Origin of the sequence: Gordonia tangerina (assembly GCF_021556435.1) — a bacterium.
GTDB classification, from domain to species: Bacteria; Actinomycetota; Actinomycetes; order Mycobacteriales; family Mycobacteriaceae; genus Gordonia; species Gordonia tangerina.
On the sequence record NZ_JAKGCU010000013.1, the window covers coordinates 58,505 to 76,058 of the forward strand.

At 67.0% G+C, this 17,554-nt stretch carries 13 protein-coding genes; 6 read left to right on the forward strand and 7 right to left on the reverse strand.

The window, feature by feature from the left end; genetic code table 11:
* Nucleotides 1-59: 59 nt before the first annotated feature.
* Complete coding sequence (gene thpD / locus L1892_RS14640; protein ID WP_235724339.1) at nt 60-947, reverse strand: ectoine hydroxylase; 888 nt, start codon at nt 945-947, stop codon at nt 60-62.
* 423 nt (nt 948-1,370) lie between these two features.
* On the opposite strand from thpD, the gene L1892_RS14645 reads away from it, so the two are divergent.
* Nucleotides 1,371-2,516 carry a metallophosphoesterase gene (locus tag L1892_RS14645; protein WP_235724405.1) on the forward strand — a complete coding sequence of 382 codons (1,146 nt, stop codon included), beginning with the start codon at nt 1,371-1,373 and terminating at the stop codon, nt 2,514-2,516.
* 15 nt (nt 2,517-2,531) lie between these two features.
* Here the strand turns inward: L1892_RS14645 and L1892_RS14650 are convergent, their stop codons facing one another.
* Complete coding sequence (locus L1892_RS14650; protein ID WP_235724340.1) at nt 2,532-5,966, reverse strand: serine/threonine-protein kinase; 3,435 nt, start codon at nt 5,964-5,966, stop codon at nt 2,532-2,534.
* A 263-nt stretch (nt 5,967-6,229) separates the two neighbouring features.
* On the opposite strand from L1892_RS14650, the gene L1892_RS14655 reads away from it, so the two are divergent.
* Nucleotides 6,230-7,531, forward strand: a complete 1,302-nt coding sequence (locus L1892_RS14655) for a benzoate/H(+) symporter BenE family transporter (protein WP_235724341.1) — start codon at nt 6,230-6,232, stop codon at nt 7,529-7,531.
* Here L1892_RS14655 and L1892_RS14660 read toward each other — a convergent pair.
* Together L1892_RS14660 and L1892_RS14665 are read right to left on the reverse strand one after the other, a co-directional pair.
* A complete protein-coding gene (locus tag L1892_RS14660) occupies nt 7,521-8,897 on the reverse strand; it encodes a hydroxysqualene dehydroxylase (protein ID WP_235724342.1) in 1,377 nt (458 codons plus the stop codon). The genes L1892_RS14655 and L1892_RS14660 overlap by 11 nt on opposite strands.
* Before the next feature lie 59 nt (nt 8,898-8,956).
* Nucleotides 8,957-10,744 carry a bifunctional sugar phosphate isomerase/epimerase/4-hydroxyphenylpyruvate dioxygenase family protein gene (locus L1892_RS14665; RefSeq protein ID WP_235724343.1) on the reverse strand — a complete coding sequence of 596 codons (1,788 nt, stop codon included), beginning with the start codon at nt 10,742-10,744 and terminating at the stop codon, nt 8,957-8,959.
* A 79-nt stretch (nt 10,745-10,823) separates the two neighbouring features.
* Between L1892_RS14665 and L1892_RS14670 the strand changes: the two genes are divergently transcribed.
* The 4 genes from L1892_RS14670 to L1892_RS14685 all read left to right on the forward strand — a co-directional run bounded on the left by L1892_RS14670 (nt 10,824) and on the right by L1892_RS14685 (nt 15,262).
* The gene (locus tag L1892_RS14670; RefSeq protein WP_235724344.1) at nt 10,824-11,468 is read left to right on the forward strand and encodes a TetR/AcrR family transcriptional regulator; all 645 of its coding nucleotides are present in this window, start codon (nt 10,824-10,826) and stop codon (nt 11,466-11,468) included.
* A gap of 146 nt (nt 11,469-11,614) precedes the next feature.
* Nucleotides 11,615-12,490, forward strand: a complete 876-nt coding sequence (locus tag L1892_RS14675) for a shikimate dehydrogenase (RefSeq protein WP_235724345.1) — start codon at nt 11,615-11,617, stop codon at nt 12,488-12,490.
* 37 nt (nt 12,491-12,527) lie between these two features.
* Nucleotides 12,528-13,865 (forward strand): MFS transporter, encoded by a 1,338-nt coding sequence (locus L1892_RS14680; protein WP_235724346.1) that lies wholly within the window; start codon nt 12,528-12,530, stop codon nt 13,863-13,865.
* 368 nt (nt 13,866-14,233) lie between these two features.
* Nucleotides 14,234-15,262 carry a ferritin-like domain-containing protein gene (locus tag L1892_RS14685; RefSeq protein ID WP_235724347.1) on the forward strand — a complete coding sequence of 343 codons (1,029 nt, stop codon included), beginning with the start codon at nt 14,234-14,236 and terminating at the stop codon, nt 15,260-15,262.
* A 148-nt stretch (nt 15,263-15,410) separates the two neighbouring features.
* On the opposite strand, the gene L1892_RS14690 is transcribed toward L1892_RS14685, so the two are convergent.
* The 3 genes from L1892_RS14690 to msrB all read right to left on the reverse strand — a co-directional run bounded on the left by L1892_RS14690 (nt 15,411) and on the right by msrB (nt 17,489).
* On the reverse strand, nt 15,411-16,367 hold the full coding sequence (locus L1892_RS14690; RefSeq protein ID WP_235724348.1) for a Gfo/Idh/MocA family protein: 957 nt from the start codon (nt 16,365-16,367) through the stop codon (nt 15,411-15,413).
* 88 nt (nt 16,368-16,455) lie between these two features.
* Nucleotides 16,456-17,004, reverse strand: coding sequence for a peptide-methionine (S)-S-oxide reductase MsrA (msrA, locus tag L1892_RS14695; RefSeq protein ID WP_235724349.1), 549 nt, complete (start codon nt 17,002-17,004; stop codon nt 16,456-16,458).
* Entirely contained in the window at nt 17,001-17,489 is a 489-nt protein-coding gene (gene msrB / locus L1892_RS14700; protein WP_235724350.1) for a peptide-methionine (R)-S-oxide reductase MsrB, read from the reverse strand. The genes msrA and msrB overlap by 4 nt, the downstream gene beginning before the upstream one ends.
* Between the last annotated feature and the right edge of the window lie 65 nt (nt 17,490-17,554).

Sequence of the window (17,554 nt, forward strand, 5' to 3'; positions counted from 1 at the left end):
CACTGGTACGACGAGCTCCCCCTCTCGAGGACTCTTGAGAGGGGGAGCTCGTGTGTTTGTCAGCGGTGTGCCAGGTAATCCGGGCGCGCCTGCTCGGCCGCGAACGGCTCACCGATGGCGTTCGACTTTGCGTTGAACACCACGAACAGGTTGCTCCGCGGGAATGGGGTGATGTTGCCCGACGACGCGTGCATGCAATTCGAGTCGAAGTACAGCGCGGAACCCGCAGGGCCGGTGACCATATCGATGCCATGCTCCTCGGCCAGCGCGGTCACGTCGTCCTCCTCCGGCGTGCCGAAGGGCGGCCGGTAAGAGGTCAACGATTCGCGGTGATAGTCACCCGGAGTCTCTCCCACGCAAGTCAGGAACTTCTTGTGCGACCCCGGGATGATCATCAGCGCGCCGTTGTACTCGTAGTTCGGTGTCAGCGCGAGTGACACGCTCAGCGCCCGCGGCTTGGGCATGCCGTCCTCGGCGTGCCAGGTCTCGAAGTCGGAGTGCCAGTAGAACGGCCCACCCGCGAACCCTGGCTTGAGGTTCATCCGGCTCTGATGGACATAGACCTCGTCATCGAGGATCTGCTCGGCAACGCCGACGATGTCGCGGCGCGAGCAAATCTCGGCGATGGCATCGCTGAGCTGGTGCACCGCGAACAGTGACCGCACGTCGCCCGACGATGATTCGCGGATCACCCGCTCGTCGTCGCCGAGCCGCTCGGTGATGGCATCGACCTCACCCATGCAGGTCCGGATGTCTCCGTCGCTCAGTACATTTGTCGCTGTGTGGAAGCCGCGCTCGTCGTACGCCGCGAGCTGGTCGGCCGAGAGTGGTCCGCGTCCAGACGTGTCCCCCCAGACGGTCGGATGCGGCCGTGGCTCGATCTGGCCACGCTTGGCCAACCGGGTCCGGTAAACGTCAACTGGTTTCGTTGCTGTTTGAGTTATCACGATCTTCGCTGATCCTTTCCCTCAATCGGCATCTTCGCCGTGTTCTGTTGTCATGTTTCGCAAATATTGCGGGCAGTTCAGCGTGGTGTTTCAGCTTCGTGCGCCACACCGAGGTTGCCACCCGAAAAGACGGGGTGCAAGGCAGACCTAAAATGGCGACGACCTCCGACAATGGCGCGAATCGGTCGGTTTCGCGGGCTTATCTGCGAAGACGTCGCGACCACGCACTCCACCGGCCGAGAAAAGCGATAAATGAGACTTCCGCCACAAGCGCCCCCCTTACCAAACGTGGCTTCGACTAAACTCGCGACTCCGCCGTCGACACAGCGACAGCCATCGAGGGCGACACTTGTGGCTACGTTTGCTCGTCGGCATGCGGTAGGCCTGCCGACGAAAGGAATGTCCGCGTCCGTGGCAATCATCATGGCGGCGGTCCTCGCATTGCTGCTGGGCCTCATCACGTTCGGACTGCACCGAAGGCTCGTTCGGGCCACCGGCCTCAAACGACCGTGGTCGGTGGTCGCCGACGCAGCACTGGTGGTCCTCGCCGTACTCGCCTTCATCGGCCTCGGGACGGGCAGACTGTTCGATCCCGGATGGGCTCGTGCACCTGCATTCGTCGGCCTGGTGTGGGGGGCGACAGTGGTCTACCTGGTCCTCGGGTTGCTGGCGGTCGGGCTCATCTCCGTGGTGCTGCGTCTGGTCGGCCGGGTGCGCGGTGCGGATCGCCGCGCGGGCGTCGACATTTTGCGCCGTCGGACCGTCCAAACCGGTACCGCTGTCGTGGTGGTCGCGTCGGTCGCCACCGTCGGCTACGGCGTCGTCGAAGCCGCCCGGCCGCAGGTCACCCACACCGAGGTCGCAGTACCGGATCTGCCCGAGCAGTTCGACGGCATCCGCGTCGCGCTCATCTCCGACCTGCACGTCGGCCCTGCCCGCGGTCGGGGCCTCGTGCAGCAGGTCGTCGACGATGTCAACGCCCAGGAACCCGACCTCGTACTCATCGCCGGCGATCTCACCGATGGAACCGTCGCCCAGGTGGGAGACGACCTCGCCCCCCTCGCCGAGCTATCCGCTCCCCTGGGCGTGTTCGGGGTGTCGGGCAATCACGAGTTCTACTTCGACGACGGCGGCGCCTGGCTCGACGAGTGGGAACGGCTGGGGATCAGCACGCTACGCAACGAGCGCACCGAGATCACCGTGGACGGGGCGACCATCGACCTCGCCGGGGTCCACGACGAGACGGCGCCGGCGCCCTATGAGCCCGACCTCGAAGCAGCGCTCGCCGGGCGAGACCAGGACCGATTCGTCCTGCTGCTCGCACACGAGCCGTTGCAGGCGCCCGAGGCCTCCGACGCCGGCGTGGAGTTGCAGTTCTCCGGCCACACGCACGGTGGCCAGATGTGGCCGATCATGTATCTCGTTCCGCTGCAACAACCCACCGTGCAGGGCCTCGATCAGGTCGGCGACACCACCATCTTCACCACCCGCGGAGCGGGTGCCTGGGGCCCGCCGGTGCGGGTGGGCGCTCCGCCGGAGATCAGCATGTTGACGCTGCAGAGCCGGTAGGTGTCGCGGTGGACCTCAACGCTCGACTCTGCCCAGCAGTTCGTCCAGAAACCGCACCGGCGGTCGGCGGGTGGAGTCACTCCAGGTGTCCTTGCCGATGTCGGAGCGGATCGCCTCCACCAACCGCAGGAAGGTGACTCCCCCGTCGAGCGGATAGCGCACCATACCGGTGTCGACGCAGCGCACCACCACCTGTGCTGCTTGCTGTTTCGCCTCGTCCATCCGACCGGCCGCCGCCAGGCAGGTGGCCAGCAAACGCGCGGCGCGCAGCTTCGCACGTTCTCGGCCGGTCGTCGCGAGATGGTCCACCCAGTCCTGCGCCCAACGCAGTCCCTGGTCACGATCGGCCGCGTCGGAACTGTCGCGCAGCAGCCGGATGGCGCTCGCCGCATCGAGTTGGGCGACGATGGCGGCGATCCCAACATCGGGAAAGGTCCGAGTGTCGTAGGTGACCCGAGGGTGCACGCCACGCCGCGCCGGCAGATCTTGGATCACGTACTCCGCCTCAACAAACGCCCTCAAGCGCGGTGAATCCAGCCGGTCGGCGATGTCGATCCCTTCGTCGAGCAACGCGGCCGCGCCGGCCCGGTCCCCGTCGAGCACGGCCAACCGCGCGCCGATGATGAAGCGTGCCTTGATCATGTCGATGACGCCTTCGTCGGCGCCCAGTTTGGAACTCTCCTCGATCAACCGTCGAGACTCGTCGACACGACCACGTTCGTAGAGCACATCGGCCAACACTGCGCAGGCCAGCCGTGCGCCCTGCGACTTGGTGGCCGACCGGGTGTCGACGGACACCCGCAGTGCGCTGCGGAAGCATTCTTCGGCTCGGTCGAGTTCGAGCTGTTCGAAGTAGGCGATCCCGTCGAGCGCATGGCCGTACATGACGGCGTACGGCCCGGTGTTCTGCTGGTGGTAGGGAGTGGCCTGCTGCTGCCGACGATGCGCGGCGTCGAAATCGAAACGGAACGTCTCCGCGATGGTCGCCACGTTCGCGGCCGCGGAGACGACGAACGCCGGCAACGTCTCCGGACGCGCCAGCGCCTCGGCCACCAACTCGTCGATGCCGTCGGTGCGGTCTGCGGTGACCCGAACGCATCCTTCTAGAACGTCGGCCTCCACACGGATGTCCGGGTCGCCGTGGTCGGGGCTGGCCGCCAGGGCGGCTGCGACCCGCGACAACGCGCCCTCGGCCGACGTGGTCCGGTGCAGCAGCACATTCGCCCAGGTCAGCAACAGTTGCACCCGAGGACTCTTGGCCACTGCCGCGGGCGGCAGTTTATCCACCAACCCCAACAGCGTTGCCATGTGCGCATGCTCGATGAGGGTGCGCCCGTCGGCTTCCACCAACGCCACCGCGCGGTCGGTATCACCCGCAGCCAGTGCGTGATTGACGGCCTCCGCGGGCATCCCGTGGGCGGCGAACCACTCCGACGCGGTGCCGTGTAGGCGGATGATCGCATCGGGCATGTCGCGTTCGAGTCGGCGCCGCAGGAACTCGGCAAACAACGGGTGGAAGCGGAACCACTCCCCTTCCTGATCCACCCTGCGCAAGAACAGATCTCGGGTTTCGATGTCCTCCAGCAAAGCCTGTCCTCGCGGCTGACCGCTGAGCGCGGAGGCGAGACCGGCGCAGAGACGCTCGGGAGGTGAGACGGTCAGCAGGAACTCGAGTACCTCGGGTTCCAGGGTGGACAGTACGTTCTCTGCCAGGAAGTCGCCGATGGCATGATGTCGGCCCGAGATGTGGCTGATGAGTTCGGCCGGGGTGTCGGCTCCCCGCAACGACAGACAGGCCAGCTGCAACGCCGCCACCCATCCGTCGGTGGAGTTGCGCAACTCCGTGACCTCCGCACCCTGCAACGGCAGTCCGGCGACGTCGACGAGGAACGAATGGGCTTCGGCCGCATCGAAACACAGACCAGCGATATCGATCTCGACGAGTTCGTCGAGCACCTGCATCCGGCTGATGGGCAGCCCCGCCCGCGATCGGCTGGTGATCACGACCTGTAGATGGTGGCATCCGCGTTCCAACAGGAAGTCCATCGCGGCGATCGACGCCGGATCGCTCACCCGGTGCCAGTCGTCGACGACGATCGCCAACTGCTCATGCCGGGCGTGGATCTCATTGATCAGCGACGTCAGCACGTACTGTTCGGCTTTCGCGCCGTGCTCCTCGATGACCTCGGCGAGGTCCCCGACCACCACCGGCGCCGCACGCCGCAACGCCTCGACGATGTTGGCGAGGAACCGCGCGAGGTCGTTGTCGTCGTCGTCGACGGTCAACCACGCCACCGCCACGCCGTCGCGTACGAGTTCTTCGCCCCACTGGGTGGCCACAGTGGTCTTCCCGTAGCCGGCGGGCGCATGGATGACGATGAGCCGGCGACGTTCGCCCGCCCGGAGGATCTCCATCAGCCGATCCCGCGGCACCTGCGCGCGTGGCCGCACTGGCGGCCGGAACTTGGTCGACGGAGTCGGCGGGGCCGTGGTGATCCCGGCCCGCACCCGCCGGTCGGGGCCGGCACCGATCGGGTCGGAGGCGGACTCGATCGGCAGCGCCATCTCGTCGACGGACAGTCCCAGCTGCCGTTGCACGTCACGCAGGCCCTCGCCGTATTCGACGACCGTTCCCGGCCGATCGTCCGGGTCGCGCGCCATGGCCCACTCCACCGCACGCGACAACGGCGCCGGAATACCCGCCGCACGAAGATCCGGGAGCGGTTCGGCCGACATCCGCAGGAACTGCGCGACCACCTGCTCGCCGCTGCGACGTTCGAAGGCGGCATGGCCGGTGAGTGCACAGAACAGGGTCGCTCCCAGGCCGTATACGTCGGTCGCGACCGACGGCGCCGCCCCGGACAACAGTTCGGGTGCGGTGAACGCCGGCGAACCGGTCACCATGTCGGCGTCGGTTTCGAAGCCGCCGGCGATACGTGCGATCCCGAAGTCGGTGAGCTGCGGTTCGCCGTATTCGGTGAGCAGGATGTTGCCCGGTTTGACGTCGCGGTGCAGGGTTCCCGACCGGTGGGCGGTTTCCAGGGCGCCCGACACCTTGATTCCCAACCGCAGCACATCCTGCCAGGCCAGCGGCCCGTGTTTCCGGATGCGGGAGTCCAGCGAATCATGCGGGTGGAACTGCATCACGATGTAGGGATGCCCGCCCGGCGTGCTGCCGACCTCGAGGATGTTGACGATGTTCGGGTGCCCCGACAGCCGACCCATCGCGCGCTGTTCCCGTACGAAGCGTTCGAGGTTCTCCTCGTCGAGATGATCGGTGAGCACCTTGACGGCCACCGTCCGGTCCAGTTCCGCCTGCTCACAGCGGTAGACCGCGCCGAATCCGCCGTGGCCGATCAGGATCGGTTCGACGAATCCCGCGCCCACGAGTTGTCCGGCGATGTCGGGTACGACATCGCGCTGAGTGGTCTGCGGATCGTATTCGGCCATCGTTTGTGCCCTCGATCGCGCGTCGGGCGCGTTGTCAGTGCACAATCCAGCGTAGTCCGATAACGGCCACGGTCTCCCCGAAACGGACACGTGCACCCGGCGGGGGCGCCACCGCGTCGGGTGCGCGCCGAGTCGCCTGCGCGGCAATGATAAGGATCGTCGATCAACCACTCGAATCTCTGTCCTTAAACCGGGCGCCGCAGCCACCTAGCATGACGATCGACCGCGAACCCATCTCTGATGCGATACCAGAAGGAACCGTCATGCCTGCTCCCGACGCCATTGCGGGCGAGCGCGCGGTGCCCGGCGGAGATGTGGGCTCCGAGCCGTTCGTGGAACCGATCGCCCGACCGCGGGTGGGACCGCGGACGGCGCTGCGCGACATCGGCGGCACCTACCTCAGCAACGGGATCGTCGGGCTGATCTTCTCGGCCTCGGGTCCGGTGGCGGTGATCCTCGCGGCCGGATCAGCAGGTCAGCTGTCTGCGGCCCAGTTGTCGTCGTGGATCTTCGGCGTATTCGTGCTCAACGGCATCCTGACGGTCGCCGCGAGCTGGATTTATCGCATGCCGTTGGCCTTCGCATGGACGATCCCCGGCACCGTGCTCGTCGGATCGGCGTTGGGTCACCTGTCCTGGGCGGAGGTGCTGGGCGCCTTCCTGGTCACCGGTGCGCTGATCCTCGCGGTCGGGATGACCGGGCGGGTGCGTCGGCTCATGTCGGCGTTGCCCGAACCGATCGTGATGGCGATGGTCGCAGGAGTGTTCCTGCAGTTCGGGGTCGGTGTGGTCACGTCGATCGGTGCCGATCCGGTGGTGGCGGTGCCGATCGTCCTGGTGTTCTTCGCATTGCAGTGTCACGGCAGCCTGACGCGATGGATGCCACCCATTATCGGGGCCTGCCTGGCCGGAGTGGTTGCAGTCGCGGTCAGCGGGCGTTTCGACTTCACCGAACGCCCGACCTCGTGGATCGCCACCCCGGTGCTGCAGACTCCCGAGTTCAGTCTTCGCGCGCTGCTCGAGCTGGTTGTTCCCTTGGCGATCACGGTGATCGTGGTGCAGAACAGCCAGGGCACCGCGGTGCTCAATGCCGCCGGGCATCGCACCCCGGTCAATGTGGTGACGATGCTGTGCGGCGCGTGGTCGATGCTCGCGGCCGCCGTCGGGTCGATCTCGACCTGCCTCGCCGGGCCGACCAACGCGCTGTTGGTTGCCGGTGGCGAACGGCGGCGTCAATACACCGCGGCGCTCACCTTCGGCGTCCTCGCCGTGGCTGTCGGTCTGGCGGCCCCGGTCTTCGTGGCACTGATGCTGGCGATGCCGTCGGCCTTCATCGCCACTGTCGGCGGGCTTGCGCTGTTGGGTGCGCTGCTGGGCGCCTTCCGCTCGGCGTTCGGCTCGCGGTTCAGCATGGGCGCGCTGGTCACCTTTCTGGTGTCGATCTCGGACCTGACCGTGCTGAACATCGGTTCGGCATTCTGGGGTCTGCTCGCGGGCCTCGCGGTGGCGTGGCTGTTGGAGCGGGAGGACTTTCGGACAGAAAAGGCGCGGGACCCTAAGCCCTGAGGCCACGCTGAACGGACTCCAGTACCACCTCGACGGCGCGCGCGGCGCTTTGGCAGGCACCTTCCATGGTGGTGGTCCAGTCGGTGCGGGTCCAGTCACCGGCCAGCGCCAGGCCGGTGACCGCGGTGCGCTGATCGGGGCGGATGCCGGCGGTGCCGGGCCGTTGCGCGAAGGTCGATTTCGGCATCCGCACCACGTGACTATGGATCACCTCGGCATCGGCCGCGTCCGGGAAGTACTTGCGCAACATGGCCATCTGGATGTCGGTGATCTCGGCGTTGGATTTCGACGTCAGGTCGTAGGCGGCCGACACCGTGGTCGAGTAGAGGTGATGGCGCTCCGCCGAACGCCCGTGCATACGCTGGCGGTCCCAGACCTGTTCCAGCACACCCTCACCGCCGTAGAGGATCTCGCCCCAATCACTCATCCCGATCGAGCGATCCAGGTAGAGGTTCACACTGACGATCGGCACCGGGGACAGCGCGTCGACCGCCGCGTAGATCTCCTCGTGGCCGGGCACCTGATCGAGCAGGCCTTTCACACCCCACACCGGCACCGCACAGATCACCGCGTCGGCGGCGACCTTCTGTCCGTCGGTCAGGGTGACGCCGCTGACGGCCCCGTCGGACACGTCGATCGACGCCACCACGGCGCGGTGCCGCACGTCGACCCCGTTGTCGGCGAACACTTTCTGCGCCCCGTCGATGAACAGTGTGTCCAGGTCGACGGTGGGATAGCCGATCGAGATGGGGGTCCGTGTCGCGCGTGCCCGCCGGATGCCGGTCACCAGCAGATCCGCGGGCACCTTGGCCGAGGAGATGGTGGGTTTGTCACCGGTCAGGCCGATCACGATGCCGTCCCACAACGCGTCACGTGCCGACTGCGGCATACCGATGCGTCGGAACCACTCGTCGGCGGTGATGTCGTCGAGCCAGTCCGGTTGCCGCAGTGCCTGCCGGATCAGTGTCGCCTGGGCGCGCGCGGTGCGCAGCCGATCGAGGCCGGTAACGCCGGGCAGGTCCCCCACCGCGGTTCGGAGTCCGTCGAGCCCGCCGAACGCCGAGCGTCGAGTGGCGCCGCCGGGCATGCGGACGGTCATGTGTCCAGGGAAGGCGACGTGCTCGCGGGTACCAACGCTGTCGAGATAGCGCATCAGGTGTTCGTAGCCGCTGGCGAACACGTGCTGTCCGTTGTCGGGGACGTCGTCGACGGTCGCCACGGGCATCGCGATCGTGCGCCCACCGAGCGAGCCGCGTCGTTCCAGCAGTGTCACCTGCTGTCCCGCCTCGGCCAGCCACACCGCCGAGGCGAGCCCGGCCAGTCCCCCACCCACGACCACGCAGTGTCTGCGACGGTTCTCCGACATGGGACGACAATAGCGGTCAGGGCTGACCGGTGAGGACTGACCGGTGACGCCGACGCGGGTCAGCTGCGGGTCCGGCCGCGTTGCGCCGCGAGTCGGACCGGCGCGTTGTCCACCCCGTACCCGTCGTAGTGGTCGAACCGCTGCACGAATTCGAAGAAGACCGAACCCACCGTGCGGGTGTAGAAGTGGATGAAGTGCCCCTGCGAGCCGGGACTGCGGTCGTAGAGCAGGTCGAGTTCCCGTAGCGCGGCGACGGTGTCGTCGTCGACCCCGAAGCGTCCGGCGACGTAGTCGTAGTAGTTGTCGGGCACGCTCAGGAATTCCAGTCCGGCATCGCGTGCGGTGCGCGCCAGCGCGACGATGTCGTCGCAGGCGAATGCGATGTGTTGGGCCAACGACCCGTCTGCGACCGCGAGCGGTGCGACGTTGAGCGGGATACGTACCGCTCCGTCGGCGGTGCGCAAGACCTGGCTGCGGACCAACCCGGTGGGGCCGGGCACCTCGGTCGGGTCGTCGGCGCTCAGCCCGAACACGCTGGTGAAGAACAGCACCGCGTCCTCAGTGGTCTGCCACGGTTGCGTCAGGTTCACATGGTCGACGGCGTGGACCGGGCCGCCGGCGGCGGGTACTCCGTCGCGGAACTCGCTCACCCAGTCGGCTGTCCCGGTGGGCGGCTGGGTAACCCAGAAGAGTTCGGTGCCGTCGGGCGCGACGGCCGAGCCGAACGGCTGCTCGGAGGCATAGGTGCGGCGATATGCGGCCGGCGCCATCAGGTCGGCCGCCCGGCGCGACGTCGCGTCGGCGTCGGGGACCTGCAGGCCGATGGCGGCAACGTGTGGCACCTCGTCGCGAGCCTGCTGCTCGTTGAGCACCACTCGCGCCGAGCCGGCCTGCCACAGCGTCACGGGCTTGCTGCGATGCCGGCCACCGGGGATGAATCCGAGCTGCCCCAGCAACACCTCCACCTCACTGGTGTCTTCGGCTTTGATCTCCACGAAATCGAACCCGTTGGGCGGTTTGGCATCCGCAACCGGCGCGAGGTGCAGCGCGTCCTGCAGCCACAGCAGCGATCGCAGCGCGTGCACGGCGGTGCGGCCCGGGTCGGTCTGCCGAAAGGTGTCGTTGAACACCTCCAGCGACAGCGGGCCCACGTAGCCGGCCGCGAGGACATGGCGCACGAAACCGGCCAGGTCGAATGCCCCCTCACCCGGGAACAGCCGGTGATGACGACTCCACGACAAGACATCCATCTGAAGGGCGGGGGCATCGGCGAGTTGCAGGTAGAAGATCTTGGCGCCGGGAATCTGCTCGATGTCCGCCGGATCGTGCCCACGCGAGAGCACGTGGAAGCTGTCCAGGCACACCCCCACTGCAGGGTGGTCGGCGAGTTCGACGATGCGCCAGGCGCGACGGTAGTCGTCGACGAAACGACCCCACGCGAGCGCCTCGAAGGCGATCCGGACGCCGTGATCGGCGGCCACGTCACCGATCTGCCGCAGTTGCGCGGCGCTGACCGCGTCGTCATCGATTGTCGCGGTGGCGACGTTGCTGCACACCAGGACGGTGTCGATGCCGAGCCGACCTGCGGTGGCGAAGGTGGCGGCCGCGCGGCGCAGATTATCGGCGAACACATCGTCGGCGACGCCCTCCAAGTCGCGTAGCGGTTGGTAGAGATCCAGGGTGAGACCGAGGCGGGCGGCCAGCGCGCGGATCTCCTCCGGAGAGTGTTCGCAGGCGATCAGATCGGGTTCGAAGACCTCCACTCCGTCGAATCCGGCAGCCGCGCAGGCGTGCAGTTTCTCCACGAGTGAGCCCGACAACGAGACGGTGGCGATGGAGGTCTTCATCACTGCAATGTACCAATCGGTTAATTAACGCCGCAAGGGTTGCCGCGCCCCGGAGGCTCACCCAGTAGAGTCGGCCGACGTGGCCGCCAAGCCAAAAGCCGAACTGCAGCGCGATGCCGAACGCACCCGCGCGGAACTGTTGACGGTGGCCACCGAGGTGTTCGCCGAGTCCGGCTACTCCGGCGCCCGCGTCGACGAGATCGCCGAACGCACCCGCACCACCAAGCGGATGATCTATTACTACTTCGGCGGCAAGGAGCAGCTCTACCTCGCCGTCCTCGAGCGGGCATACCGCGGCATCCGCGAGGCCGAGCAGAAACTGCAGGTCAACCACCGCAATCCAGTCGAGGCCATCCGCCGGCTGGCCGAGGTCACCTTCGACCATCACATCGCCAACGACGATTTCATCCGCCTCGTGTCGATCGAGAACATTCATCGCGGCGAGTTCATCCGGCAGCTCGCCGATCTACCCCAGCTCTCCGCACCGGCCACGTCGCTGCTCGACGAGATCCTGCACGACGGACGCGCGAGCGGCGTCTTCCGCGACGACGCCAGCGCCCTGGACGTCCACCTGGTGATCAGTTCGTACTGCGTGTTCCAGGTAGCCAATCAGTACACCTTCGGCTTCCTGTTCGACGTCGACCTCACGGAGACCTCTCAACGCGCCCATCTGCGCCGGATGATCGGTGACGTGGTGGTGGGCTGGCTGACCAGCCAGCCGTAACCCCAGGTCATCGGGTTCATCCGCTCACCGGATCGGCTTCACAGAGCGCTTGTGGAGAGCCCCGTCACATCCTTGCCCTTGACGCGACGCGCACCACAATGCTCTACTTTGCGAACGTACTAGTTCGTACATTACGGAGAGCCCGCATGAGCAACCCCACGTCCAGCCATCTCGTCGGCCTGATCGGCACCGGCGTCGGACCATCGCTGACCCCCGCCATGCACATGGCCGAGGGGCGCGCCCACGGCCTCGACTACGTGTACCGCACGATCGACCTGGCCCGACTGTCGCTGGCCCCGGAGCGGGTGGGCGAGGTACTCACGTGGGCACGGATGCTGGGCTTCGACGCGGTCAATGTCACCCACCCCTGCAAGCAACTCGTCATCGAGCACCTCGATGCGATCGATCCCGTCGCGGCCGACCTCGGCGCGGTCAACACCGTGCTGTTCACCGAGGCGGGCGCCGTCGGCCACAACACCGACACCACCGGCTTCGCCCACGGTTTCACCGAGGGCCTCCCCGACGCGCGTCTCGACCATGTCGTGCTGGTGGGCGCGGGCGGCGCCGGAACCGCTGTCGCCGACGCCCTGCTCCGGCTGGGGTGCACCCACCTCACCGTGGTGGATCTCGACGTGGACCGCGCCTCCGCGGTGGCGCGTGAACTCGTCGGCCGCCACCCGCTGGCGCAGGTCGACGCGTCGTCGTTCGACAAACTCTCGATCCTGCTGCCGCACAGCGACGGCGTGGTGCACGCGACCCCGACCGGGATGGCCGCACATCCCGGCGTCGCCTTCGACCCGGCGCTGCTGCATTCCGACCTGTGGGTGGCCGACATCGTCTACCGCCCACTCGACACCGCGCTGCTGGCTGCGGCCCGAGCGGCCGGCTGCCGCACCCTCGACGGCGGTCACATGGCCGTGCACCAGGCCGTCGACGCCTTCGCGCTGATCACCGGACTCACCCCCGACGCCGATCGCATGTCCCAACATTTCCGCCGGCTGGCCACGAACCAGCCCCGATGACCCTGCGCGCCGAGCAGAATCAGATCAAGGAGTCCCGATGACCGCAACGTCTCAACCGCACGCCGCGCCGCAGCGAACACCGAAACGTGCCGCGCTGGCCAGCTTCATGGGCAGCGCCGTGGAGTACTACGACTTCTTCCTTTTCGGGACGGCCGCGGCGCTGATCTTCCCGCACGTGTTCTTCCCGTCGGACAGCCAGGCGTCGTTGGTGATGTCGTTCGCGACATTCGGCTTCGCCTACATCGCGCGACCGGTCGGTGCGGTGATCCTCGGGCATTTCGGCGACCGTATCGGCCGACAACGTGTCCTGATGTTCACGTTGGTGATGATGGGCGTGTCGACCTTCATCATCGGCTGCCTGCCGACCTTCGACACCATCGGTTGGCTCGCCCCCGGCCTGCTGGTGATCTGCCGTCTGATGCAAGGCCTTTCGGCTGCCGGAGAGCAGGCCGGGGCCAGCTCGCTGACCTTGGAGCACTCCCCCGACAACCAGCGGGCGTTCTTCACCTCGTGGACCCTCACCGGCACTCAGGGCGGCCTGATCCTCGCCTCGCTGATCATGATCCCGTTCATGGCCCTACCCGACGACGCCAAGTACAGCTGGGGCTGGCGGGTACCGTTCTGGCTGTCGGCCGTCGTGGTGGTGGTCGCCTACTTCATCCGCCGTCAGCTGCATGAGACGCCGCAGTTCACCGAGGCCAAGGAAGCGGGCACCATCGCCAAGATGCCGCTGATCCCGCTGATGCGTTACGAGTGGCGCGCCGTGGTTCGGGTCATCCTGTGCGCGTTCATCGCGGCCGTGTCGACGGTGTTCGCGAACCTGGCTTTGGCCTACGGCGACGAGGTGGGCCTCGACTCCGACATCACCCTGTGGCTTGTCGTGGTGGCCAACGTCGTCGCCCTGCTCACCCAGCCCGTGTTCGGCAAACTCGCTGACCACATCGGTCGCAAGCCGGTGTTCATCTACGGCGCGGCGTCGTCGGCGGTCCTGATGCCCTTCTATATGTTGTCGATGAGCCAGGACAATCACCTGATCACCTTCGCACTCGCGGTGGCCACCTTCTCCTTCGGATACGCGGCCGCCAACGCGGTGTGGCCGTCGTTCTACGGCGAGATGTTCTCGACCCCGGTTCGGTTCTCCGGCATGGCGATCGGCACCCAGCTCGGCTTCCTGATGGCCGGGTTCGCGCCGTCGATCGTGACCGCGCTCGGCGGCGTCCGGGAAGGCGGCTGGGTGGTCATCAGCATCTTCACCGCGGTGGTGTGCCTGATCGCGGCCGGTGCTGCACTCACCGCCCGCGAGACCAAGGATGTGCCGACGGCCCAGCTCGGTCGGACCAGCCCGGAGGAACTCAAAGAGCTCGTGCTGAACTGATCGGTGACCTCTGGCGGAATAGATTCCGACGGACCGCCGTTGATGACTGCGACGGCCCCGGAATCTCTGCCCCCGGGCCCCACCCCTTTTCGCCGCTGCGAGCGGCCACGTGCCGAGAGGCGCACTGTCCGGGGCCGTCCACCACTCGAGAGCCGCCATCTGATCGGATGGCGGCTCTCGCTGTCGGCGGCTCGGGAGTCGGCGACCGATGTGACATAGGTAATCCCACGGCCGGTTCGGCAGGTCGGCCGCGGTTCTGACGCCAGGATCGGCCCGCATTTTGCCCACTGAAGGTTTCGGAACACCGCAGCCTGGCCACGCTGGAGATGTACGCACCCAACACATGACGAAGGGAGCGATTCCACATCATGGTTTCCACGCAGACCCGACCGACCAGCGCCGCGATTGCGCAGCAGTTGCGGACGATTCTGACGCTGACCAACGCCGAGATCCAGATCGCCGAGATACGCCAGGCGCAGGCACGAACCGACGCCGTCCGCGACGAACTCGCAGGAAACGCCCGTAAGGGTCGTTCCCGCGCGCACGACATCGAGACCGCTCTTCGTGAGCGTGGCGGCTTCGCCGACATGATTCGCCCTGCGATCGGTCGGGCCAACGCGCTGGTGAAGAGTGTCGTTGATCAAGCGCAGCCCCTCGACGAGGCGCTGCTGAGTGACCTGGCCCTGGAACAGCAGCTGGTGGGTCGCGCCAAGTATCTCAAGGCGCTGGCCACCGGGAACCAGGACTCCGAGCTCGCCACCATGGCCGATCGATTGGTCCAGGCACACACCGAGACAGTTGAGTGGATCACCACGGTCCTCGCGGAAGAAGCGCTCGGTGGCCCGGCGGCGCTGCGTCGTACGCCTACCCAGTGGGCAAGCGGCCTGGCCACCCGCGCCATCACACTGCCGGCCTCGCTGACCGCGCACGGTATCGATCGAGTAGCCGCTGCGCTCCGCAAATCCCCATCTGTTGCCGCTGAAGTACGCGACCGGTTGGGGCAGCGCGTCAGCGCAGTCGCCGACACCGCCGACCACGCCGGTGACACCGTGATGAACATCGGTGAGGCGACCGCTCGTAGTGTGGCCGCCGGTCGCGATGCAGCGCTCGAAGCCGTCGAGGGCAGCGCACGCGCCAACGGTGCGTCCGACGTCGCCCCCGGTATCCACCAGGTACGGGAGGCCACCGGCATCGTCGAATCAACCGAGCTGCCCATCAATGACTATTCCGACCTCAATGTCGGCCAAGCGGTCTCGGCGGTCAAGGAATTGACCGAGCCGTCTGATATCCGAGTCGTCCTCGCCTACGAGGAGGCACACAAGCAACGACAGCGCGTCGTGTCGGCCGCAGAAGACCGGCTCGCCGACATCGCCAAGGATGTGGTGGGCGTGTCCTGATCGACACTGTCCACCAACTCCTGGCCCACCAAGGGCCCGCAGTGCCGCCACCGGCTCAGCGCCGGTGGCGGCACTGTCGTCGACACCCCAGACGGCCACCGAAACCTCGCCGTCGGCCGATGAGGCGAGCAGGGTCAAGCACAGACCGTCAGATCTGGTGACGCTGAATTTCTTCCACGACCCGCAGCGTCGCCCGCGTGCGCCGCTGATCGCTCGCCGGATCGGCATCGCCGTCCACCAGGTCGGCGAATCGACGGATCTCGTGGACCATGTTGTTCGACGGCCCGCCGAAGGTGTGGTCGGTGACGGTGCCGTCGTGCATCCGGATCTGCGCGACGGTCGGTTGGGCCACGTGGTCGAAGGTCAGTGTGCCGTGCTCGCCCTGAATCTCGTCGGGCCGATCCGACGCGGTGATCTTCGAATACGACAGGTCGACGACGAAGTCGTCGTAAGCGGCCAGCACGGCGCCCGCGCCGTCGACGCCACTGGCGATCGGCACCGATGACCCCGTCACCCGATTCGGTTCGCCGAAGAACTCGACCATGGCGGCGATCGTGTACACGCCCAAGTCCAGCAATGCCCCGCCCGCGAGCGCCGGGTCGAAGATGTTGACGTGTTCACCGGCGAGCACCTTGTCGTAGCGGGCCGAGCGCTGACAGTACGACAACGACGCCCGCCGCACAGGACCCACCGTTGCCATCAGAGCGGCGACGTGGCGAAGCGCGGGGTCGTGTACGTTGCGCATCGCCTCCAGCACCACCACCTTTCGGGCTGCGGCCGCCTCCAGCAGCGTGTCGAATTCCGCCACCGTGGGCACGGCCGGCTTTTCCACCAGCACGTGCTTACCGGCGTCGACGACCCGTCTCGCCTGCTCGGCGTGCGCACCGTTCGGCGAGGCGAGATACACCGCGTCGATCTCCGCGTCGGCGAGTAGACCGTCGAGGTCGTCGGTCCAATGGGTCACCCCGGTGTCGGCGGCGAACTTCGCGGCACGTCGCGGGTCGCGGGAGTACACGGTGGTGACCGCCACCTCGTCGACCGATGCGGCCGCGTCCAGGAAGTTCCGGGTGATGGTGCTGGTACCGACGGTGGCGATCCGGATCATGTGCCCATTCTCGCAGCGTGGATCATCGGCTCGCCGCGAAACGACAGCGCCCACCGCCGGCTCAGCGGTGGGCGCCGTGTCGCTGGAACTAGGTGGTGCCGGCGTCCGCACGCTTGGGCAACACCCACCCGGCGCGCGGGAAGTGGCAGGTGTAGCCGTTCGGATAGCGCAGGAGGTAGTCCTGATGCTCCGGCTCGGCCTCCCAGAACGGACCGGCGGGCTCGATGGTGGTGACCGCCGCGCCCGGCCACAGCCCCGATGCGTCGACGTCGGCGATCGTGTCGCGCGCGACCGTCTCCTGCTCCGCGGTCAGTGGGAAGATCGCCGACCGGTAGCTCGAACCCACGTCGTTGCCTTGCCGATCCTTGGTGCTCGGGTCATGGATCTGGAAGAAGAACGCCAAGATGTCGCGGAACGACGTCTGCGTCGGATCGAAGACGATCTCGACCGCCTCCGCGTGACCGGGATGATTGCGGTAGGTGGCGTGATCATTGGACCCGCCCGTGTACCCGACCCGGGTGTCGAGCACGCCGGGCTGTCGGCGGATGAGGTCTTCCATCCCCCAAAAGCATCCGCCGGCAAGCACGGCGGTCTCGGTGCCGGGGCGGCGGGTGATCTGGCCGGTATCGGTGGTCATGAGGCGTCCCTTTCCGTGGTGGTGTCGGTCTGATCGTCGGTGATGTCGAACAGCTTCCGGTAGTCGCCGTAACCTTCGGCTTCCAGGTCGGCGACCGCAACGAAGCGCAGCGCCGCCGAGTTCATGCAGTAACGTTGCCCGCCGGCCTCGCGTGGGCCATCGCCGAAGACGTGCCCGAGGTGGCTGTCGGCGCCCGCGGAACGAACCTCGGTGCGTCGCATCCACAACGTGCGATCCGACTTCGTGGTCACCGCGTCCTCGTCGATCGGCTTGGTGAAACTGGGCCATCCCGTACCCGAGTCGTACTTGTCGGTCGACGAGAACAGCGGCTGCCCCGACACGACGTCGACGTAGATGCCGGGCTCGTGGTTGTCCCAGTACTCGTTGTGGAAGGCCGGCTCGGTGCCGTCGCGCTGGGTGACGCGGTATTGCGCGTCGGTGAGACCGCGAACGGCCTCGTCGGTCTTGCGGTACTCGTTGCTCACGTTTCCTCCTTCGCGCCGCTGGCTGCGGCGTCACCCTGCACAACAAACCTCACCCCCGATTTGGT